A 15,839-nucleotide genomic window follows, 5' to 3' on the forward strand; every position below is an offset into this window, starting at 1 on the left:
CCTTAGAAGCAGAAGGCCTGGCCGGAACCGAAGCCCCAGCACTGGACGGAACGCTGCGAGGTCGCCGAGTTGCCCGAGTTGTCGGTCACGGTCAGCTTTGCGGTGTACGTCGCGCTCTTGGCGGGGTAGGTGTGGCGTGTCGTGGCGCCGTTGCCGGTCGTCCCGTCGCCGAAGTCCCACGCGTGGCTGGCGATCTGGCCGTCGGGGTCACGGGATCCGGTGCCGTCGAAGGCGCAGTTCGCCGAGGACTGGCAGTTCACGGTGAAGCTCGCCGTCGGGGGTTGCCCGCCGCCGCTGCCGCCCACGTTCACCTGCTGCTCGGCGGTGTTGGACTTGCCGGTGTTGTCGGTGACCGTGAGCTTGACGGTGTACGTGCCCTTCGTGCCGTACGTGTGGTCGACGGTCTTGCCGTCGCCGTCCGCGGTGTTGTCACCGAAGGCCCACTTGTACGACGAGATCGTCCCGGAGGAGGTTGATCCGTCGAAGGAGCACTTCAGACCGTTCGACGGGCACGACGCGGTGAACCGCGCGACCGGACCGTCCGGCGGGGTGCCGGTGTTCGGGATGTACAGCAACTTGTTGGGGGAGCTGCCGATCCCGGACAGCTTGCCCTGGCTCGCGTTGTCCACGACCCACTTCTCGAGCTCGGCGGGTGTGCTGCTGGGCGCGTCGTGCAGCCGCAACGCCATCGCACCAGCCACGTGCGGCGCGGCCATCGAGGTGCCACCGATGGTGTTGTACGAGCTGTTCCCGTTGATCCAGGCGGAGTTGATGCTGTCGCCGGGCGCCCAGACGTCCATGCAGGTGCCGTAGTTGGAGTCGGAGCGCTTGCCGTCGCCGCTGGTCGTGCTGCCTGTCGTGACGCCCTCGGTCATCTGGCCGCCGGGACCGTAGCTGCAGACGTTGCCGCCGTTGTTGCCGTTGATCAGCGCCCACTGGACGCCCGAGTTGATCGAGCCGCGGATCGCCGAGACGGCCACGTCGGGGTCGTCGGTGTAGATGCTCATGTTGACCACAGCGGGCTTCTTCGCGTTCTGCGCGATCCACTCCGCGGCCTTGTTCACGTCGGTGTCCTGGCCGTATCCGTCGCACTTGAGGATCCGGACCGAGACGAGGTCGGCCTTCTTGGCCACGCCGCGGGTCGAGCCGCCGACGATGCCCGCGACGTGACTGCCGTGGCCGTTGCAGTCCTTGCCGCCGTCGTTCGCGTTGATGAAGTCGACGCCCGCCTTGGCCCGGCCGCCGAACTCGTTGTGCGTGTAGTTGATCCCGGTGTCCACGATGTACGCGGTGACCCCGGCGCCGTCGTTGGGGTACGTGTACGACCGGTCGAGCGGCCGGTCGCGCTGGTCGATCCGGTCGATACCCCAGTTCTGCGGGTCCTTCTGCGTTCCGCCGGGACCGAGCGACGATGTCCCGATCCGGGCGGTGCCCGACTGCCGGACCTCGGCGACCCTGGGGTCGGCGGCCATCCGGCGGGCCTGTTTGCCCGACAGGCCCGTCACGACGAAGCCGGACATGGTCTTGCTCAGCACGGCGTCGACGGTGCCGCCGAATCGTTCGGTCAGGCTCTGCGCGGCTTGCTGGCTCGATGCCCTCGCGGTGGTGTCGGGCTTGTACGTCACCAGGAAGGTGCCCGCCACCGGGTTGCTGGTCTTGTCGACGATCGCGCCCTCGGGTTGTGCGACCGCCGTGTTCACTGTTCCGAGCACGAGGCTCGCCGTGGCGGCGAGTACCGACGCCAGAAAGCGCCGTTTCCACGTTCCCATAGTTCCTCCGATGCAGGGAGATGACCGCACGGAAGATAAAGATCGGAAACGCGCACTGACCATAGTTGTTAGGCGTGCGGGCGGGATCTTCACCGCAATACTGTTAACCCGGTTGAAAGCCCAGCTCAGGTCCCGCTGTCAGGTCCACTGCCAGCGCATGCCGACGATGCCGGACGGCACGTCCGACTCGGCGACGAGCGCGGTGTTCGAACTGCCGATCCACAGCTCGGTGAGGTCCTCTTCCGCGCCGCTCACGTCCTGCCGCGCGTACCGGTGGCACTGCGCCGGGATCACGCCGGGCTCGAACCTGGTCTGCAGCACGAACTCCCGGATCGGCTGCTGGAACCGGTACTCGTAGTTGAGCATCCGCACGCCCGGGCTGAACTGCCACTCGTACTCGACGAGCGCGCGTTCCCCGGCGTCGAGCACCCGGTCGAGGATCAACTCGGCCGCCGTGACGCCCTCGGCGTCGTCCATCCGGACTCGCCCGGCGCGGCAGAACCGCACGCCAGCCAGCGTCGGCGGGTTGGCCGGGTCCTCCTGGGTGATGTGGATGACGCCGCACCGCGACAGCCGGTCCACGTTGGCGACCACCAGTTCCCGCAGGTGAATGCTGCTGGTCCGGCGGTGCTCGTCGATCGTCACGGTGACCTGTGTGCTGATCCGGGTCAGCGCGCCGCGAGGCGGCACACCCACCTCGGTCAGCATCTCGACCGCGCGGCCCGACTCGAACAGCTTGCCCAGGTCGGTGCTGCCGGTGACATGGCCGATCCACCGGCCTCGTGGGCGGGCCGGTCCGAGCAGTGCCACGAGCGAGTCCGCCGGCAGGTCGAGCATCTGCTCCAGGCAGCGCACCGCCCGGAGGGACCCGGGGCGTTCCGGCCTGCTGCGGCCACGGCGCCAGTAGCTCAAGGTCGGCACGCTGACCCTGGCTCCTTGTTCGGCCAGCCGTACCTGGATCTGGTCGAGTGTCAGTCCGCTCGCCTCGATGGCGAGGTGCAACGCGGCCGGGAACGGGCCGTGCCGCAGGGCCTGCCGCAGTTGCGCGCGCAGTGCTTGGTCCGGCGTCGCGTTCGTCGACATACGAACCTCCTAGGCGACTCTGCCCGATCCGTCTTGTTCGCGTTTACCAGTTAACTTGGATAACAGGCAACGGCCGAAGCTCGTGAGTGTTTCCCAGACCGGCCGGACCATGGCGCTGAACCGATCCACGAGGTAGAAATACCCCCGATCCCTCCGGTCTCTGGAGAACAGGCAGGTCGATGACGATCGAGCAGCACCAGGCGCGTGGGAGCGCTTTCACGCAGTTATCCGGATGGGGCGGGGCGCTCGCGCTCGGCCTCGCCCTCGTCACCACCGCGAGCAGCACGGCAGTAGCGGATCCGATGAGCGAACGACACGGCGGCGCCCCCGACCTCGGCCCGAACGTCACCGTCTTCGACCCGGGCATGCCGGTCGAGCGGATCCAGGCCACGCTGGACGCGACGCACGCCAAACAGGTCGACAACGAGATGGGCACCCAGCGGTACGCGTTCCTGTTCAAACCGGGGACCTACGGCACGGCGGACAAGCCGCTGCAGATCAAGGTCGGGTACTACACCGAGGTCTCCGGGCTCGGCGCGGCACCGACCGACGTGGTGATCAACGGCAAGATCGAGGTGTACAACCGCTGTCTGAACAACGCGGGCCCGAACTGCCTCGCGCTGGTCAACTTCTGGCGCACGCTGTCCAACCTGTCGTTGACCGTCAACGCCAAGGGGCAGGACGGCTGCCGCTCGTCGGCCAACTTCTGGGCGGTGTCCCAGGCGGTGTCGTTGCGCAGGCTCGACATCACCGGCGGCGGCCTGTCGTTGATGGACTACTGCACCGAGGGCCCGCAGTACGCCAGCGGCGGGTTCATCGCCGACTCGCGGTTGCCCGCCACCACGAACGGGTCGCAGCAGCAGTGGCTGACCCGCAACAGCGAGGTGGCGAGCTGGTCCAACGGCGTGTGGAACCAGGTCTTCTCCGGTGTGGTCGGCGCGCCCGACGACTCGGCCTTCCCGGCGCCGCCGTACACGACGCTGGCCAACACCCCGGTCAGCCGGGAGAAGCCGTACCTGTTCGTCGACGCCAAGGGCAAGTACCACGTCCGCGTGCCGTCCGCCCAGCAGAACACGCGTGGCATCTCTTGGGCCAACGGCATGACGCCCGGTCGCACGATCCCGCTCAGCGACTTCTACGTGGCCAAGCCCGGTGATTCGGCGCAGACCATCAACGCGCACCTCGCCTTGGGCAAGAACCTGCTGCTCACGCCGGGCGTGTACGACATCGCCCGCAGCATCGAGGTCCGCTGGCCGAACACGGTGGTCCTCGGCATCGGCCACGCGACCCTCACGGCAGCACGCGGCGCGGTGCCGCTGGAGATCGGGGACGTCCCCGGTGTCGTCGTCGCTGGCGTCACGATCGACGCGGGCCCGCAGGAATCGCCCGTGCTGCTGCGCGTGGGCAGGCAACGCGGCTGGAGTTGGAGCACGCCGCGCAACCCGACCACGCTGTCCGATGTGTACTTCCGGGTCGGCGGGCCCCACATCGGCAAGGCGGACACGGCATTGGAGGTCAACAGCGACAACGTGCTGATCGACCACACCTGGGTATGGCGCGCCGACCACGGCATCGAGGGCCTCGACGACACCCAACGCTGGAACACCAACACCGGGCGCCAGGGCGTTGTCGTCAACGGGGACAACGTGACCGCGACGGGTCTGTTCGTCGAACACTTCCAGCGGTACAACACCACGTGGAACGGCGAGAACGGCACGACGATCCTGTACCAGAACGAGCTGCCGTACGACCCGCCGACGCAGGCCGACTGGATGAACGGCGACGTCGAGGGCTACGCGGGGTACAAGGTCGGCCCGAAGGTCCGCAACCACACGCTGCACGGCGCGGGCGTCTACGTGTTCAACCAGAACAACCCGCAAATCCACACCGAGAACGGGTTCGAGGTGCCGCGAGCCCCCGGCGTGAAGCTGCACCACATCATGACCGTGAACCTCAGCGCCGGGGTGATCGACCACGTGGTCAACGGGGTCGGAGATGCGGCCGACACGACGAAGATCGGCCAGCCGGTCTACATCAAGCAGTACCCGTGACCCACGACGGTGTCCCGCCACGGTGGATGGTGGCGGGACACCGTCATCGGTCGAGCATGGTCATGATCAATGTGCATCGGTCAGTACAGATGATGAGTTGTGCGGCTTGCGCGCTGGTGCGCGAGCCGCCTGCACGGCGCGTGCTTGCGAACCGTTGCGGGTTGCTCTGCGCTGGCGAGTGTTCATGGCCTGGGGATGTTGCGCAGGTTCGTCCTTGCCAGTTCGATCATTCTGCCGACGCCGCCCTGCAACACGGTCTTCGTTGCTCCGATGGCGAAGCCTCTGACCATCTCGCCGGTGATGTGGGGTGGGATGGACAGTGCGTTCGGGTCGGTGACCACGTCGACCAGTGCTGGGCCGGGGTGGGCGAAGGCCTTGGTCAACGCGTCCCGCAGCGTCGCTGGGTCCTCTACTCGGGTGGCGTGGATTCCGCAGGACGCGGCGATCGCCGCGTAGTCGACCGTGGGGTGGTCGGTGCCGAACGACGGCAGCCCGTCGACGAGCATCTCCAGCTTCACCATGCCGAGCGTGGAGTTGTTGAACAGCACCACTTTCACCGGGATGTTCGCCGCCGCGACGGTCAGCAACTCACCCATCAGCATGCCGAGGCCGCCGTCACCGGACAGGGACACGACCTGGCGTCCGGGGTGCGCGAGTTGGGCACCGATGGCGTGTGGCAGGGCGTTGGCCATGCTGCCGTGGCGGAACGAGCCGAGCACACGCCTGCGGCCGTTGGGCGTGAGGTACCGGGCGGCCCACACGTTGCACATCCCTGTGTCCACTGTGAACACCGTGTCCTGGTCGGCCACGTCGTCGAGTACGGCGGCGACGAACTCGGGGTGGATCGGGCGGTGCTTGTCGATGCGTTCGGTGTACGCGCCGACCACCTTCTCCAGTTTGCGTACGTGTTCCCGCAGCATCCTGTCCAGGAACGAACGGTCGGCGCGTTCCCTGAGCAACGGCAGCAGCGCGTCGATCGTCAGCTTGACGTCACCGTGCACGGCGAGGTCCAGTGGTGTCCGGCGGCCCAGCCTTGCCTGGTCGATGTCGACCTGGACCGTGCGGGCCTGCGGCAGGAAGTTGGCATACGGGAAGTCCGTGCCCAGCAACACCACTCGGTCTGCTTCGTGCATCGCGTCGTAGCAGGCGCCGTAGCCGAGCAGGCCGCTCATCCCGACGTCGAACGGGTTGTCGTACTGGATCCATTCCTTGCCGCCCAGCGAATGCCCGACCGGCGCGGCCAGCCGGTCGGCGAGGGCCATCACCTCCGCGTGCGCACCGCGTACACCCGCCCCGGCGAACAGCATCACCTTCTCGTCGGAGTTCAGCAGCTCGGCCAGCTCGGCGACCTGGTCCTGCGGCGGCACAACGGGCGAGGCAGTCATCAGCGGCACGGACAGCGACGCCGCCCCGGACGTCTTGAGTTGCGCCACGTCGCCCGGAATCGTCAGCACCGAGACACCGCCTTTGCCGAGTGCGGTCCGCATCGCGATCGGCAGCAGCCGCGCCATCTGCTCGGGCTCGGTGATCAGCTCGTTGAAGTGGCTGCACTCGGTGAACAGCTGCGTGGGATGCGTCTCCTGGAAGAAGCCGGTACCGATCTGCACCGACGGGATGTGCGACGCGATCGCCAGCACCGGCGCACCGGATCGGTGCGCGTCGTACAGCCCGTTGATCAGGTGCAGGTTGCCCGGTCCGCAACTGCCCGCGCAGACCGCCAGCTTCCCGGTCACCTGGGCCTCGGAGGCAGCCGCGAACGCTGCGGCCTCCTCGTGACGCACGTGCACCCATTCGATGCCGTCGGTCTTGCGGATCGCGTCCACGATCGTGTTGAGACTGTCCCCGACGATGCCGTAGACCCGTTCGACGCCCGCGTCACGCAGCGTCCGGACGAGCTGATCAGCCACAGTGGCCATGAGTGGTGCCCCTTCCTGTCATTTCAGCAGTACAACCGCTTGCGCTCGGCCGCCACTCGGAGTGAGGGGGCCCACTGGGTGCGCGCGGCGGTCACGGACCTGGAGCGCGCCGGTCATGCCGTCGTGCACACGGCTGCAGCACGCTGGACGCATGGGACCTCTCAGCGGAATCCGGGTCGTCGAGCTCGCCAGTCTCGCGCCGGGCGCGTTCGGCGCGATGATCCTGGCCGACCTCGGCGCGGACGTGCTGCGGATCGACCGGCGCAGCCGGGCGCGCGGGCTGGACCTGCCCGTCGGTGTGCTCGACCGGGGCCGCAGCACGATCGCGCTGGACCTCAAGGACCCCGGGGACCTGGCCACGGTGACGCGGATCGTGGAGTCGGCCGACGTGTTCGTCGAGGGGTTCCGGCCCGGCGTCGCCGAGCGGCTCGGGGTCGGCCCGGACGACCTGCTCGAGCGCAACCCCCGGCTGGTGTACGCCAGGATGACCGGGTGGGGGCAGGACGGTCCGCTGGCGCCGCGAGCCGGCCACGACATCAACTACCTGGCGATCTCCGGTGCGCTCGACCCGATCGGCCCGGCCGGGCACCGGCCCGTGCCGCCGCTGAACCTGGTCGGCGACTTCGGCGGCGGCGGAATGCTGCTGGCGCTCGGCGTGCTGGCCGCGCTGCTGGAACGCCAGTCCTCCGGCCAGGGCCAGGTCGTGGACGCCGCGATGGTCGACGGTTCGTCACTGCTGATGACGTTCATCCACGGCATGCGCGACACGGGTCTCTGGCCGAACCCGCGCGGCGGGAACCTCTTCGACTCCGGTGCGCCCTTCTACGACACGTACGAATGCGCCGACGGCCGGTTCGTCGCAGTCGGCGCGGTCGAGACGGAGTTCTACGACCAACTGGTGTCCACATTGGGCATCGAGGACGCGCCACACCAGTACGACTTCGGCCAATGGCCGCGGCTGCGGGAACAGTTGGCAGCCGCGTTCAAACAGCGCACCATGCACGAGTGGGCCGAGGTCTTCGCGGACGTCGACGCCTGCGTCGCGCCGGTGCTCACCCCGCAGGAAGCGCCGGACCACCCGCACAACACGGCCCGCGCGGCGTTCGTCGACGTCGGTGACACCCGGCAACCCGCTCCCGCCCCCAGGTTCAGCCGCACACCAGCCGACCCGCCACGGCCGTTGAACACCGTGGACGCCAGGGCGATGCTGGACAGCTGGGCCGTCGACCACGTCTAGCCACCTTGCCGCACCCGTGCAACGAAGGCCACATTCGTAGCCGGTGGTGCAACAAAGGCCACATTGGTTGCACGCGTGTCAGTGTTCGTCGGGCCGGTACGCACCGGGTGGGCTGCCGGTCCACCGCCGGAAAGCCCGCCGGAACGCGCTGGCCTCCGAGAACCCGAGCCGCACGGCCAGGTCGTCGACCGATTCGTCGCCGCGAACGAGGCTGGCGATCGCGGCGTCCCGCAGGATCTCCTCCTTGATCCCGCTGACCGACGTCTTCTCGTCCCGCAGCAGCCGCCGCAGGTGCTGCACGCTGACCGCCAGCCGGTCGGCGATCTCCTCGGCCGTCGGCCACGTCCCGCGCAGCCCGCGCTCCAAGATCCTGCGGACCCGGTCGGCGGTCGTGCTGCCGTAGTCGCGCCGGGCGTACCAGACGCCCGGCTGGTCGCTGAGGTAGTCGGCCAGGTCGTTCTCGTCACGCACGACCGGCGCGCCGAGCAACGCGGAGTCGAACTCCAGCGCGACCATGCCGTCCGGGCCGTCGAACACGGGCATCCGGCCGTACATCGCGTGGTAGTCGGCGGCGTACGGCGGCACGGCATACGGCAGCTGCACACACCGCAGTGCGATCCGGCGTCCGATCAGCCAGCTCGTCCACCTGTGCACCAGTGCGACGAGCAGTTCGGTGCCGAGGTGCTCCGGATCGTCCAGCTTGCTGACGTCCAACTCGACCCGCGTGGTCGATTCGCCGAACCGCGCCCTGATCCTGGGCACACCGGTCAGCACGCGGCTGGCCCCGCAGGTCCGGATGATGACCGTGCGCAGGTCCGGCGCGTGGATGATCGACAGGGTGACGAACTTGAGCGTGCCGAGCGGGATCGGCGGACCGATCCCGAACAGCTCGTCGTCGGTCAGCTTCCACAGGTCCTGGGTGACCTTGGCCATCTGCTCGACGGTGACGCGCGTCTTCGGCCGGTAGGCGATGTCGCCGGGGATGCCCGCCGCGCGCAGCAGCGGCGTGATGTCCACACCACGCCGCTGTGCCTGCTTGAGCAGCCGATGCACGACATGGATCGGCACCGTCTGCGTGGACATGCGAACACTATGCCCAAACAGCGAGCTTCTCGCCCAGTTCCGCGGCGTCCCACGGCCCGTCGCTCTCCACGTTGCCGACCGTCCGCCAGCCTTCCAGCAGTGAGATCGCGCCGCCCTGCACCGTGAAGACCTTGCCGGTGAAGGGGCATTTCTCACTCGCCAGGTACGCCACGACCGGTGCGATGTTGGCCGGGTCGAACGCGTCGAACTCGCCATCGGGCACTTCGGCCGCGAACATCGCACCCATCCCGGGGGTGGCGAGGGTGAGCCGGGTCCGGGCGATCGGCGCGATCGCGTTCACGCGCACCCCGTACCGCTCCATTTCCATGGCCGCGACCAGCGTCATCGCCGCGATGCCCGCTTTCGCGGCGCCGTACACGGTCTGACCGGGGTTGGGCATCGTGGTGCCGGAGATGGACGACGTGTTGATGATCGCGCCGTTGGGCTGCCTGCCCGCCTTCGACTCCGCCTTCCAGTACGCGGCCGCGTGGTGCATCACGGCGAAATGCCCCTTCAGGTGCACCGCGATCACCGCGTCGAACTGGCTCTCCTCAGTGGAGGCGAGGAACGAGTCACGCAGGATGCCCGCGTTGTTGACCACGACGTCCAACCGGCCGAACGAGTCGACCGCCTGCTGGACGAGGGTTTTCGCGTTGTCCCAGTCGGCGATGCTGCCCGTGTGGGCGACCCCGCCGCATGCTTCGACGACCTCGGCCAGCGGCTCGGCCTCCACGTCGTTCACCACGACGCGTGCGCCTTGCTCGGCCAGCAGCAACGCGTGCTCACGGCCGATGCCGTGGGCCGCGCCGGTCACGATCGCGACGCGTCCGTCCAGGAGTCCCATCACGCCACCTGCTCCGCGAGGTTGGCCAACGAGGTGTCCAGCTCCTGCTTCGAAGCGCGCTCGATCGCTCCCGCGATCGCTCCGACGATCATCTGCCCGCCGAACGACGAGGTCACGACCAGCTTCGATCCGTCGCCGTGCGACGAGACGGCCAGCGAGATGGACACCTCCACCCCGGCCATGCCCTTGCCGCTGATCGCCAGCTTGTTCGGCACGTCCCACTCGTCCACGGTCCACTCGATGGTGTTGGGCATGTTCAGCACGCTGGCCACGCCCGTGACCTTCGTCCCGAGGCCGATCTCGGCAGGCAAGTCGCTCTTCCACTTCTGGTGGATGGTGAGCCAGTCCTCCCAGCGGGCCAGGTCCGACACCGCGGCCCAGATCTTCTCGGCACTCGCGGGCAGGTCGGTGGTCTTCTCGATGGTGATCACGCGGCGGCTCCCCGGTAGGCGGTGACGACGGCGGCGCCGCCGAGTCCGATGTTGTGCGAGAGTGCGACCTTGACGCCCGGCACCTGGCGGGCGTCCGCGGTTCCCCTGATCTGCCAGGTCATCTCGGCGCACTGGGCGAGGCCGGTCGCGCCGAGCGGGTGCCCCTTGGAGATCAGGCCGCCGGACGGGTTGACCACCCACTTGCCGCCGTACGTGGTGTCGCCGTCGTCGACGAGCTTCCCGCCGTCACCGGGGCCGCACAGGCCGAGAGCCTCGTAGGTGAGCAGTTCGTTGACCGAGAAGCAGTCGTGCAACTCGATCACGCCGATGTCCTCGGGGCCGATCCCGGCCTGCTCGTAGACGTCCAGCGCGGCGGCCCTGGTCATGTGCAGGCCGACGATGCCCGCGGCGGTGCCGTCGAAGGTGTTCTCCAGGTCGGTGACCATCGACTGGCCGATGATCTCCACGGCCTGCCCGGCGAGCCCGTGCTTGTCCACAAAGGATTCGCTGGCGACGACGGCCGCGGCCGAGCCGTCCGAGGTCGGCGAGCACTGCAACCTGGTCAACGGGTCGACGATCGGCTTGGCCCCGAGGATGTCGTCGAGCGTGTACTCGTCCTGGAACTGCGCGTACGGGTTGTTGACCGAGTGCTTGTGGTTCTTCAGGCCGATCTTGGCGAACTGCTCCGCGGTCGTGCCGTACTTCGCCATGTGTTCACGCCCGGCGGCGGCGAACATCCACGGCGCGACCGGCATCTGGAACTCGTGCAACCGGGCCAGGCGCTCGATGTGCCGCAGCAGCGGCTGTTCCCTGTCGGTGTACCCGGCCTCGAGCGACCCGGACTTCATCTTCTCGAAGCCCAACGCCAGCGCGCAGTCCGCGAGGCCGCCGCGCACGGCACGGGCCGCGAGGTACAACGCGGTGGACGCGGTCGAGCAGTTGTTGTTGACGTTGACCACCGGGATCCCGGTCATGCCCAGTTCGTAGACCGCGCGCTGGCCGGACGTCGAATCGCCGTAGCAGAAGCCGACGTACGCCTCCCGCACCTTGTCGTAGGCGATCCCGGCGTCCTCGAGCGCTTTGGTGCCCGCCTCCTTGGCCATGGCCGGGTAGTCCCGGTCCCCGCCGGGCTTCTCGAACTTGGTCATCCCGACGCCGACCACGTAGACCTTGTTCACGATGTGGCTCCCGCGTACCGGGCCAGGCCGTCCTTGATCACTGTTGTCCCCTCGTCGGTGACGGTTTCGAAGGTGTACCCGCCGTCCGTGCGCCAGCCGGACGTGGTGATCGTGTTGCGCGGCAACGCCGGTGCGCTGAACCGCACCGCCAGGCGCGCCAGCTTGTCCGGCTCCGGCAGCGCGTGGGAGACGAACGCCATCGTGCACAGCCCGTGCACGATGATCCCCGGCAACCCCACCGACCTGGCGAAGTCGTCGTCGAGGTGGATGGGCATCGGATCGCCTGCCGCGTCGGCGTACCGGAAGGTCTGGTCGTCGTCGTACTTCTGGTCCACGACCAGGTCCGGCGCACGCCCGCGCAGGCTCTCGTCGAAGACGTGGCCGGGAGCGGGCTCACCGAGCGCGTCGCCGAACTGCCCGCCGCGGAAGAAACCGACGAAGAACTGCTCGTTGACCAGGCCGTCGTCGGCGTCACGCGTTTCGAGCTTGGTGGTCACCACGACACCGGAGGACTTGCCGTGGACGCCGGTCACCTTGGCCCGGCAGGTGAGCACGTCACCGGGCACGATCGGCCGGTGGAAGTGGAAATCGTGCTCGCCGTGCAGGATTCGCACCATCAGCTCGTCCGGCACGGCCGACAGCGTGACGTCGGCCATCGTGCGGAACGCGGGCACGACCGCGTACACCGGTGGCGCCTGGCTCCCCGAGAGGTGCACGTCGACCGGGTCGTTGGTCGCCTTGGCGTACGCGACGACGTGGTCCCGGGTGACCGGGAACTCGACAGGTTCGCCCCACACGCCGATCACTTCGCGGTGAAAGCCCATGTCACCCAGGCTATGAACTCCCGGAGCCGAAGCGAATGACCGCGCCTCGCGCAGTTCGTGACCGCGACGCGCACGTCAGCGCCTACGGCGGCGCCTTCCCTGCTTGCGGGCATGCGAGTGCTCCACCCACGGCTGTTCGACTTCCTCGTCGGTCGGCGCGGGGAAAGCCTCGATGTAGTCCTGTCCGAGCCAGAATTCCACGTACCGCTCGCGCAACACCCGCATCACGAAGAAGGCACCGACACCGAACGCGATCGTTCCCAGGAAGGCGAGAATTCTCGGTCGATAGACGAAGGGCCCGGTATCGATACCGAAAATCCAGGCAACGAGGTACCAGACCGGCGAAACGAACGCTTCGACGCACACCAGCGCGGCGAACGCGAGTCCCCACGGCCGGTAGCTTCCGCGGCGGCGCGCCGTGCTCCCTCGTAGATCGGCCGAAGCCTCCCACCGCCGCTCGGTCACCCGCTCGCGGTAGCGCGGCACATCTCGCGAACGAGTCTCGATCGCCAACACGATCTTCTCGGCGTCACGCTCCCTGACCGGCAGGAGCAGGTCCCTGGCCGTCCCGACGACCCGCACAGCGGGACCTTGCCGGACCGTGTACTCGATCACCCGCGGTTGCACAGATCCTGAGTACACACGCACTTGCCAAGCAGTGTCCTGCTCCACCTGTTCCACTGCGACCGACTGCAAGGTGTGCCACGGCACCGTCACTCGATCACGTGAGCGCCGCCACCGTGACGACATGCTGTCGACCGCGAGCCGATCGCCGCGTACGCACACCCTCGCCTTCCAGCCGCGTGTGCCGAACAGAACGTCCAGCTTCGACGCGATCAGCCCAGGCGTGACCGGAGTCGTCAAAACCCAGCTCAGCACCTGGTTCAGGACCCAGACGACCCCGACCATCACGACGGTCACCGCGATGATGGCCCACTCGCGCCCGGACCCGCGGTACTTCGTCGCGGTGTAGACACAAGCAGCGAGTAGTGCCAAGAAGCCGCATCCGGCGAGCCACCATCCGAGCACCGGCCAGGCGCTCGTGCGGTGCCAGATCAGCGCGATCGCGGGTATCAGGAAGCAGAAGACGCCCGCGCCACCGAAGAAGTAATACGCATTGTCGGCGAGTGCCGCAGTGTAATCCCCACCGGCGATGTGCTTGTCCCACGCTCGCTCGACAACTAGTGCGCTGATCGGAGCCGCTGCGATGACGACGAGCATCACCAGTCCGGCCGCCCGGTGCAATGCAGCGGTCACAGCTCCCCTTCGGCCCGCCATTTCTCGTCGTCCGGCTCAGACCGTACCGTGCTGTGCGGGCCGTGGACCGGCGGTTGTTCCCCGGCCTTGCGCCGCTCCTCCTCCCAGTGCTCGCGCCATTCCTTGTCCCGCTTGTCCTGCTTGACCTGACCGTCCTGCTCGCGGTGGGTCTGGTCGCTCGTGGCCTGGGTGACGCCGGTCGCCGCGACCTTCGGCACCTTCGGCAGTGTCACGTCACCGCGCTCGAACTCGAACTTGTCCTTGATCCCCGCGAGCTTGGGACTGTCCACACCGCCAAGGCCAGCGTTGTCGATCTTGGTCTTGCTCAGGGACTCGGCGGCTTCCTTGTGCGCCTGCTTCAGCGCGTCACCCTGCTTGCCAAGGTCCTTGACCTTGTCGAGCTCGTCCGGCTTGAGCTTGCCCGCCGCCGCCTTCTTCACCGTGTTCAGCGATTTCCTCGCGTGATCCACGGCATCCTTCGTGTAGTCGTCCGCGTTCTTTCCGAGGTTCCGGACGGTACCCTTGATCATCCTGCGTGATTCCTTGGCGTCGTCGGCCACCTTCTCCAACTGCTTGACCATCTTGGTGACCTTCTTGGCGTTCTTGCCCGCCAGAACGGCGCCGGACGCCACCGTGTCGGCGATGAACGCGGCCTGCGAGGCACCGAACGTGATCGGGGTCAACGCCGAAGCGGCGGCGAACTTGATGATCACCTTCGAGAGGAAGCTCGAAATCGCGTCCCGGATGGTGCCGCGGATGACGCCGACCACCGACGCGGCCACCGTCATCGCCTGCGCGGCCGACTGCGCGTGACCGGCTCCCCCGGCGACGACCGCCGAGAAGTCCTTGACGGCCTTGCGGTAGCCGTCGATGGCCTGGCCGCTCTCGCCACTGAGCGCGCTGAGCGTGGTCGAGTACTTCTCCGACGTCTGCCGCAGCCGGGTGGAGATGTTCGTCCAGGTCGTGGCCATCGCGGTGACCGCGTCCGGGTCACCCGCGAGATGGTCGAGCGGCTCCTTGAGGAAGCCGATGTGCTCGATCAGCCAGTTGATCACCCCGGACAGGATGCTGCCGATCGGGTCCATCACCACACCGAGCAGGTCGAGACCGACGCCGACCATGTCACCGGCCAACGCGCCCCAATTGCCGTTGAAACCGTCGTAGATCGCGTTCGCCGCACTGCCGAAGATGCCGGACGAGTCCCATGCCTGCGTCGGGCTGTCGAAGTTGGCGGGCTTCGCCAGATTCGACCACGCGAACTCCTCGGTGGCCTTCAGCGGGCTTTCCGGTTGCGTCACGGCTTCTTCCCGCCCATCCCCTCGGCAAGCTGGTGGAAAGCTTGTTTGAGCGCGGCGTCGTTGTCGTTGTACGCCTGGCGCATGAGCCCGAACTTGGCGACCACGTCGTCGCCCGCCTCCTTGACCTTGCCGAGGTAGTTCTCGGCCTCGCTGGTCCACTCGCTGAGGATCGCGGCGGCGAGGAACTGGCCGAGCACCCCGAAGGCATCCGTGTTGCCGACGTAGTCCGACGCGGCGTCCGAAGCCGCAGGCAGGCTCCCCACGAGGGCCTTGAGCTCGCGTTCGTGGGCTTCGAGGACCTTGAGGTCCACTGAGTACCCGCTCGGCATCACCGATCACCGTCCCGCTTGAGGAAGTCCTGCTGGTCGAAGTCCGTGTCGTCGTCGGAGGTCGGACGCGCGGGGCGGCGCGGTGGTTCCGGCTGGGTGGGCGGCTGGTCCTGGTCGTCCTCGTTGAGCACGGCCAGGCGGGACGTTTCCTGCTCCGGTTCCGGTTCGTCCGGAACGTCGATGTCCGGGATCTGCTCCCGCACGAAACGCATCGCGTCGCTGTCGTCGCCGACCACCGGCGCCATGATCACCGCGATCTGGCTGACGGCCTGCGCCTGCGCGCGCTTCGCGGTGGTCATGACCAGCGCGGCCAGGCGGTCCTTCGGCATCTCGTCGGCGCGCGCGCCGAACGTGAGGTCGAGCAGGGCACCGCTCGCGCCGACGGTGACCTTGACCGCGCCGTCCTGGCTCGTCGCCGTGCCCGTCAGCTCCTGGATCCGGGCCTTCGCCTCCTCGGCGCGGTCCAGCAACGCCGCCGTGCGCTGCTCGTACTCAGCGATCGTCTGGTGTGGATCAGTCATCACGCCCCCCCAACCCGG

At 68.0% G+C, this 15,839-nt stretch carries 14 protein-coding genes; 2 read left to right on the plus strand and 12 right to left on the minus strand.

The genetic code is table 11. The annotated features are described in order from the left end of the window. Nucleotides 1-2 precede the first annotated feature (2 nt). A complete protein-coding gene (locus ALI144C_RS22295; RefSeq protein ID WP_076989050.1) occupies nucleotides 3-1,769 on the minus strand; it encodes a PKD domain-containing protein in 1,767 nt (588 codons plus the stop codon). A gap of 138 nt (nucleotides 1,770-1,907) precedes the next feature. Beyond that, a complete protein-coding gene (locus ALI144C_RS22300; protein WP_076989051.1) occupies nucleotides 1,908-2,852 on the minus strand; it encodes a hypothetical protein in 945 nt (314 codons plus the stop codon). Between the two features lie 179 nt (nucleotides 2,853-3,031). Between ALI144C_RS22300 and ALI144C_RS22305 the strand changes: the two genes are divergently transcribed. Beyond that, nucleotides 3,032-4,903, plus strand: coding sequence for a hypothetical protein (locus ALI144C_RS22305; RefSeq protein WP_202819021.1), 1,872 nt, complete (start codon nucleotides 3,032-3,034; stop codon nucleotides 4,901-4,903). A gap of 182 nt (nucleotides 4,904-5,085) precedes the next feature. Here ALI144C_RS22305 and ALI144C_RS22310 read toward each other — a convergent pair whose 3' ends face one another. Then, nucleotides 5,086-6,819: a pyruvate dehydrogenase gene (locus tag ALI144C_RS22310; protein ID WP_076989052.1), complete on the minus strand. Its 1,734-nt coding sequence runs from the start codon at nucleotides 6,817-6,819 to the stop codon at nucleotides 5,086-5,088. A 151-nt stretch (nucleotides 6,820-6,970) separates the two neighbouring features. Here ALI144C_RS22310 and ALI144C_RS22315 point away from each other — a divergent pair, with 151 nt between their 5' ends. Then, the gene (locus ALI144C_RS22315) at nucleotides 6,971-8,056 is read left to right on the plus strand and encodes a CaiB/BaiF CoA transferase family protein (RefSeq protein ID WP_076989165.1); all 1,086 of its coding nucleotides are present in this window, start codon (nucleotides 6,971-6,973) and stop codon (nucleotides 8,054-8,056) included. Between the two features lie 78 nt (nucleotides 8,057-8,134). Here the strand turns inward: ALI144C_RS22315 and ALI144C_RS22320 are convergent, their stop codons facing one another. From ALI144C_RS22320 to ALI144C_RS22360, 9 genes are all read right to left on the minus strand, one after another. After that, the gene (locus ALI144C_RS22320) at nucleotides 8,135-9,139 is read right to left on the minus strand and encodes an AraC family transcriptional regulator (protein ID WP_076989053.1); all 1,005 of its coding nucleotides are present in this window, start codon (nucleotides 9,137-9,139) and stop codon (nucleotides 8,135-8,137) included. Between the two features lie 7 nt (nucleotides 9,140-9,146). Beyond that, nucleotides 9,147-9,983 carry an SDR family oxidoreductase gene (locus ALI144C_RS22325; protein ID WP_076989054.1) on the minus strand — a complete coding sequence of 279 codons (837 nt, stop codon included), beginning with the start codon at nucleotides 9,981-9,983 and terminating at the stop codon, nucleotides 9,147-9,149. Beyond that, nucleotides 9,983-10,414 carry a type II toxin-antitoxin system Rv0910 family toxin gene (locus ALI144C_RS22330; protein WP_076989055.1) on the minus strand — a complete coding sequence of 144 codons (432 nt, stop codon included), beginning with the start codon at nucleotides 10,412-10,414 and terminating at the stop codon, nucleotides 9,983-9,985. Before ALI144C_RS22330 ends, ALI144C_RS22325 begins: the two co-directional genes overlap by 1 nt. Continuing rightward, nucleotides 10,411-11,595, minus strand: a complete 1,185-nt coding sequence (locus ALI144C_RS22335; protein WP_193441215.1) for a lipid-transfer protein — start codon at nucleotides 11,593-11,595, stop codon at nucleotides 10,411-10,413. Before ALI144C_RS22335 ends, ALI144C_RS22330 begins: the two co-directional genes overlap by 4 nt. Then, the gene (locus ALI144C_RS22340; protein ID WP_076989057.1) at nucleotides 11,589-12,416 is read right to left on the minus strand and encodes a MaoC/PaaZ C-terminal domain-containing protein; all 828 of its coding nucleotides are present in this window, start codon (nucleotides 12,414-12,416) and stop codon (nucleotides 11,589-11,591) included. The genes ALI144C_RS22335 and ALI144C_RS22340 overlap by 7 nt, the downstream gene beginning before the upstream one ends. Nucleotides 12,417-12,491: 75 nt before the next feature. Beyond that, the gene (locus ALI144C_RS22345; RefSeq protein WP_076989058.1) at nucleotides 12,492-13,673 is read right to left on the minus strand and encodes a hypothetical protein; all 1,182 of its coding nucleotides are present in this window, start codon (nucleotides 13,671-13,673) and stop codon (nucleotides 12,492-12,494) included. Next, nucleotides 13,670-14,971 (minus strand): hypothetical protein, encoded by a 1,302-nt coding sequence (locus ALI144C_RS22350; protein ID WP_076989059.1) that lies wholly within the window; start codon nucleotides 14,969-14,971, stop codon nucleotides 13,670-13,672. The genes ALI144C_RS22345 and ALI144C_RS22350 overlap by 4 nt, the downstream gene beginning before the upstream one ends. Beyond that, nucleotides 14,968-15,300: a hypothetical protein gene (locus tag ALI144C_RS22355; RefSeq protein WP_076989060.1), complete on the minus strand. Its 333-nt coding sequence runs from the start codon at nucleotides 15,298-15,300 to the stop codon at nucleotides 14,968-14,970. Before ALI144C_RS22355 ends, ALI144C_RS22350 begins: the two co-directional genes overlap by 4 nt. Next, on the minus strand, nucleotides 15,300-15,821 hold the full coding sequence (locus ALI144C_RS22360; protein WP_076989061.1) for a YbaB/EbfC family nucleoid-associated protein: 522 nt from the start codon (nucleotides 15,819-15,821) through the stop codon (nucleotides 15,300-15,302). The genes ALI144C_RS22355 and ALI144C_RS22360 overlap by 1 nt, the downstream gene beginning before the upstream one ends. Nucleotides 15,822-15,839: the final 18 nt, after the last annotated feature.

The organism is Actinosynnema sp. ALI-1.44, assembly GCF_001984155.1.
GTDB lineage: Bacteria > Actinomycetota > Actinomycetes > Mycobacteriales > Pseudonocardiaceae > Kibdelosporangium.

Excerpts from the sequence above, each read along its gene's own strand:
- ALI144C_RS22300 (WP_076989051.1), bottom strand. The coding sequence starts at position 2,852 with ATGTCGACGAACGCGACGCCGGACCAAGCACTGCGCGCGCAACTGCGG.
- ALI144C_RS22360 (WP_076989061.1), bottom strand. The coding sequence starts at position 15,821 with ATGACTGATCCACACCAGACGATCGCTGAGTACGAGCAGCGCACGGCG.
- ALI144C_RS22315 (WP_076989165.1), top strand. The coding sequence starts at position 6,971 with ATGGGACCTCTCAGCGGAATCCGGGTCGTCGAGCTCGCCAGTCTCGCG.
- ALI144C_RS22320 (WP_076989053.1), bottom strand. The coding sequence starts at position 9,139 with ATGTCCACGCAGACGGTGCCGATCCATGTCGTGCATCGGCTGCTCAAG.
- ALI144C_RS22295 (WP_076989050.1), bottom strand. The coding sequence starts at position 1,769 with ATGGGAACGTGGAAACGGCGCTTTCTGGCGTCGGTACTCGCCGCCACG.
- ALI144C_RS22305 (WP_202819021.1), top strand. The coding sequence starts at position 3,032 with ATGACGATCGAGCAGCACCAGGCGCGTGGGAGCGCTTTCACGCAGTTA.
- ALI144C_RS22310 (WP_076989052.1), bottom strand. The coding sequence starts at position 6,819 with ATGGCCACTGTGGCTGATCAGCTCGTCCGGACGCTGCGTGACGCGGGC.
- ALI144C_RS22355 (WP_076989060.1), bottom strand. The coding sequence starts at position 15,300 with ATGCCGAGCGGGTACTCAGTGGACCTCAAGGTCCTCGAAGCCCACGAA.
- ALI144C_RS22325 (WP_076989054.1), bottom strand. The coding sequence starts at position 9,983 with ATGGGACTCCTGGACGGACGCGTCGCGATCGTGACCGGCGCGGCCCAC.
- ALI144C_RS22340 (WP_076989057.1), bottom strand. The coding sequence starts at position 12,416 with ATGGGCTTTCACCGCGAAGTGATCGGCGTGTGGGGCGAACCTGTCGAG.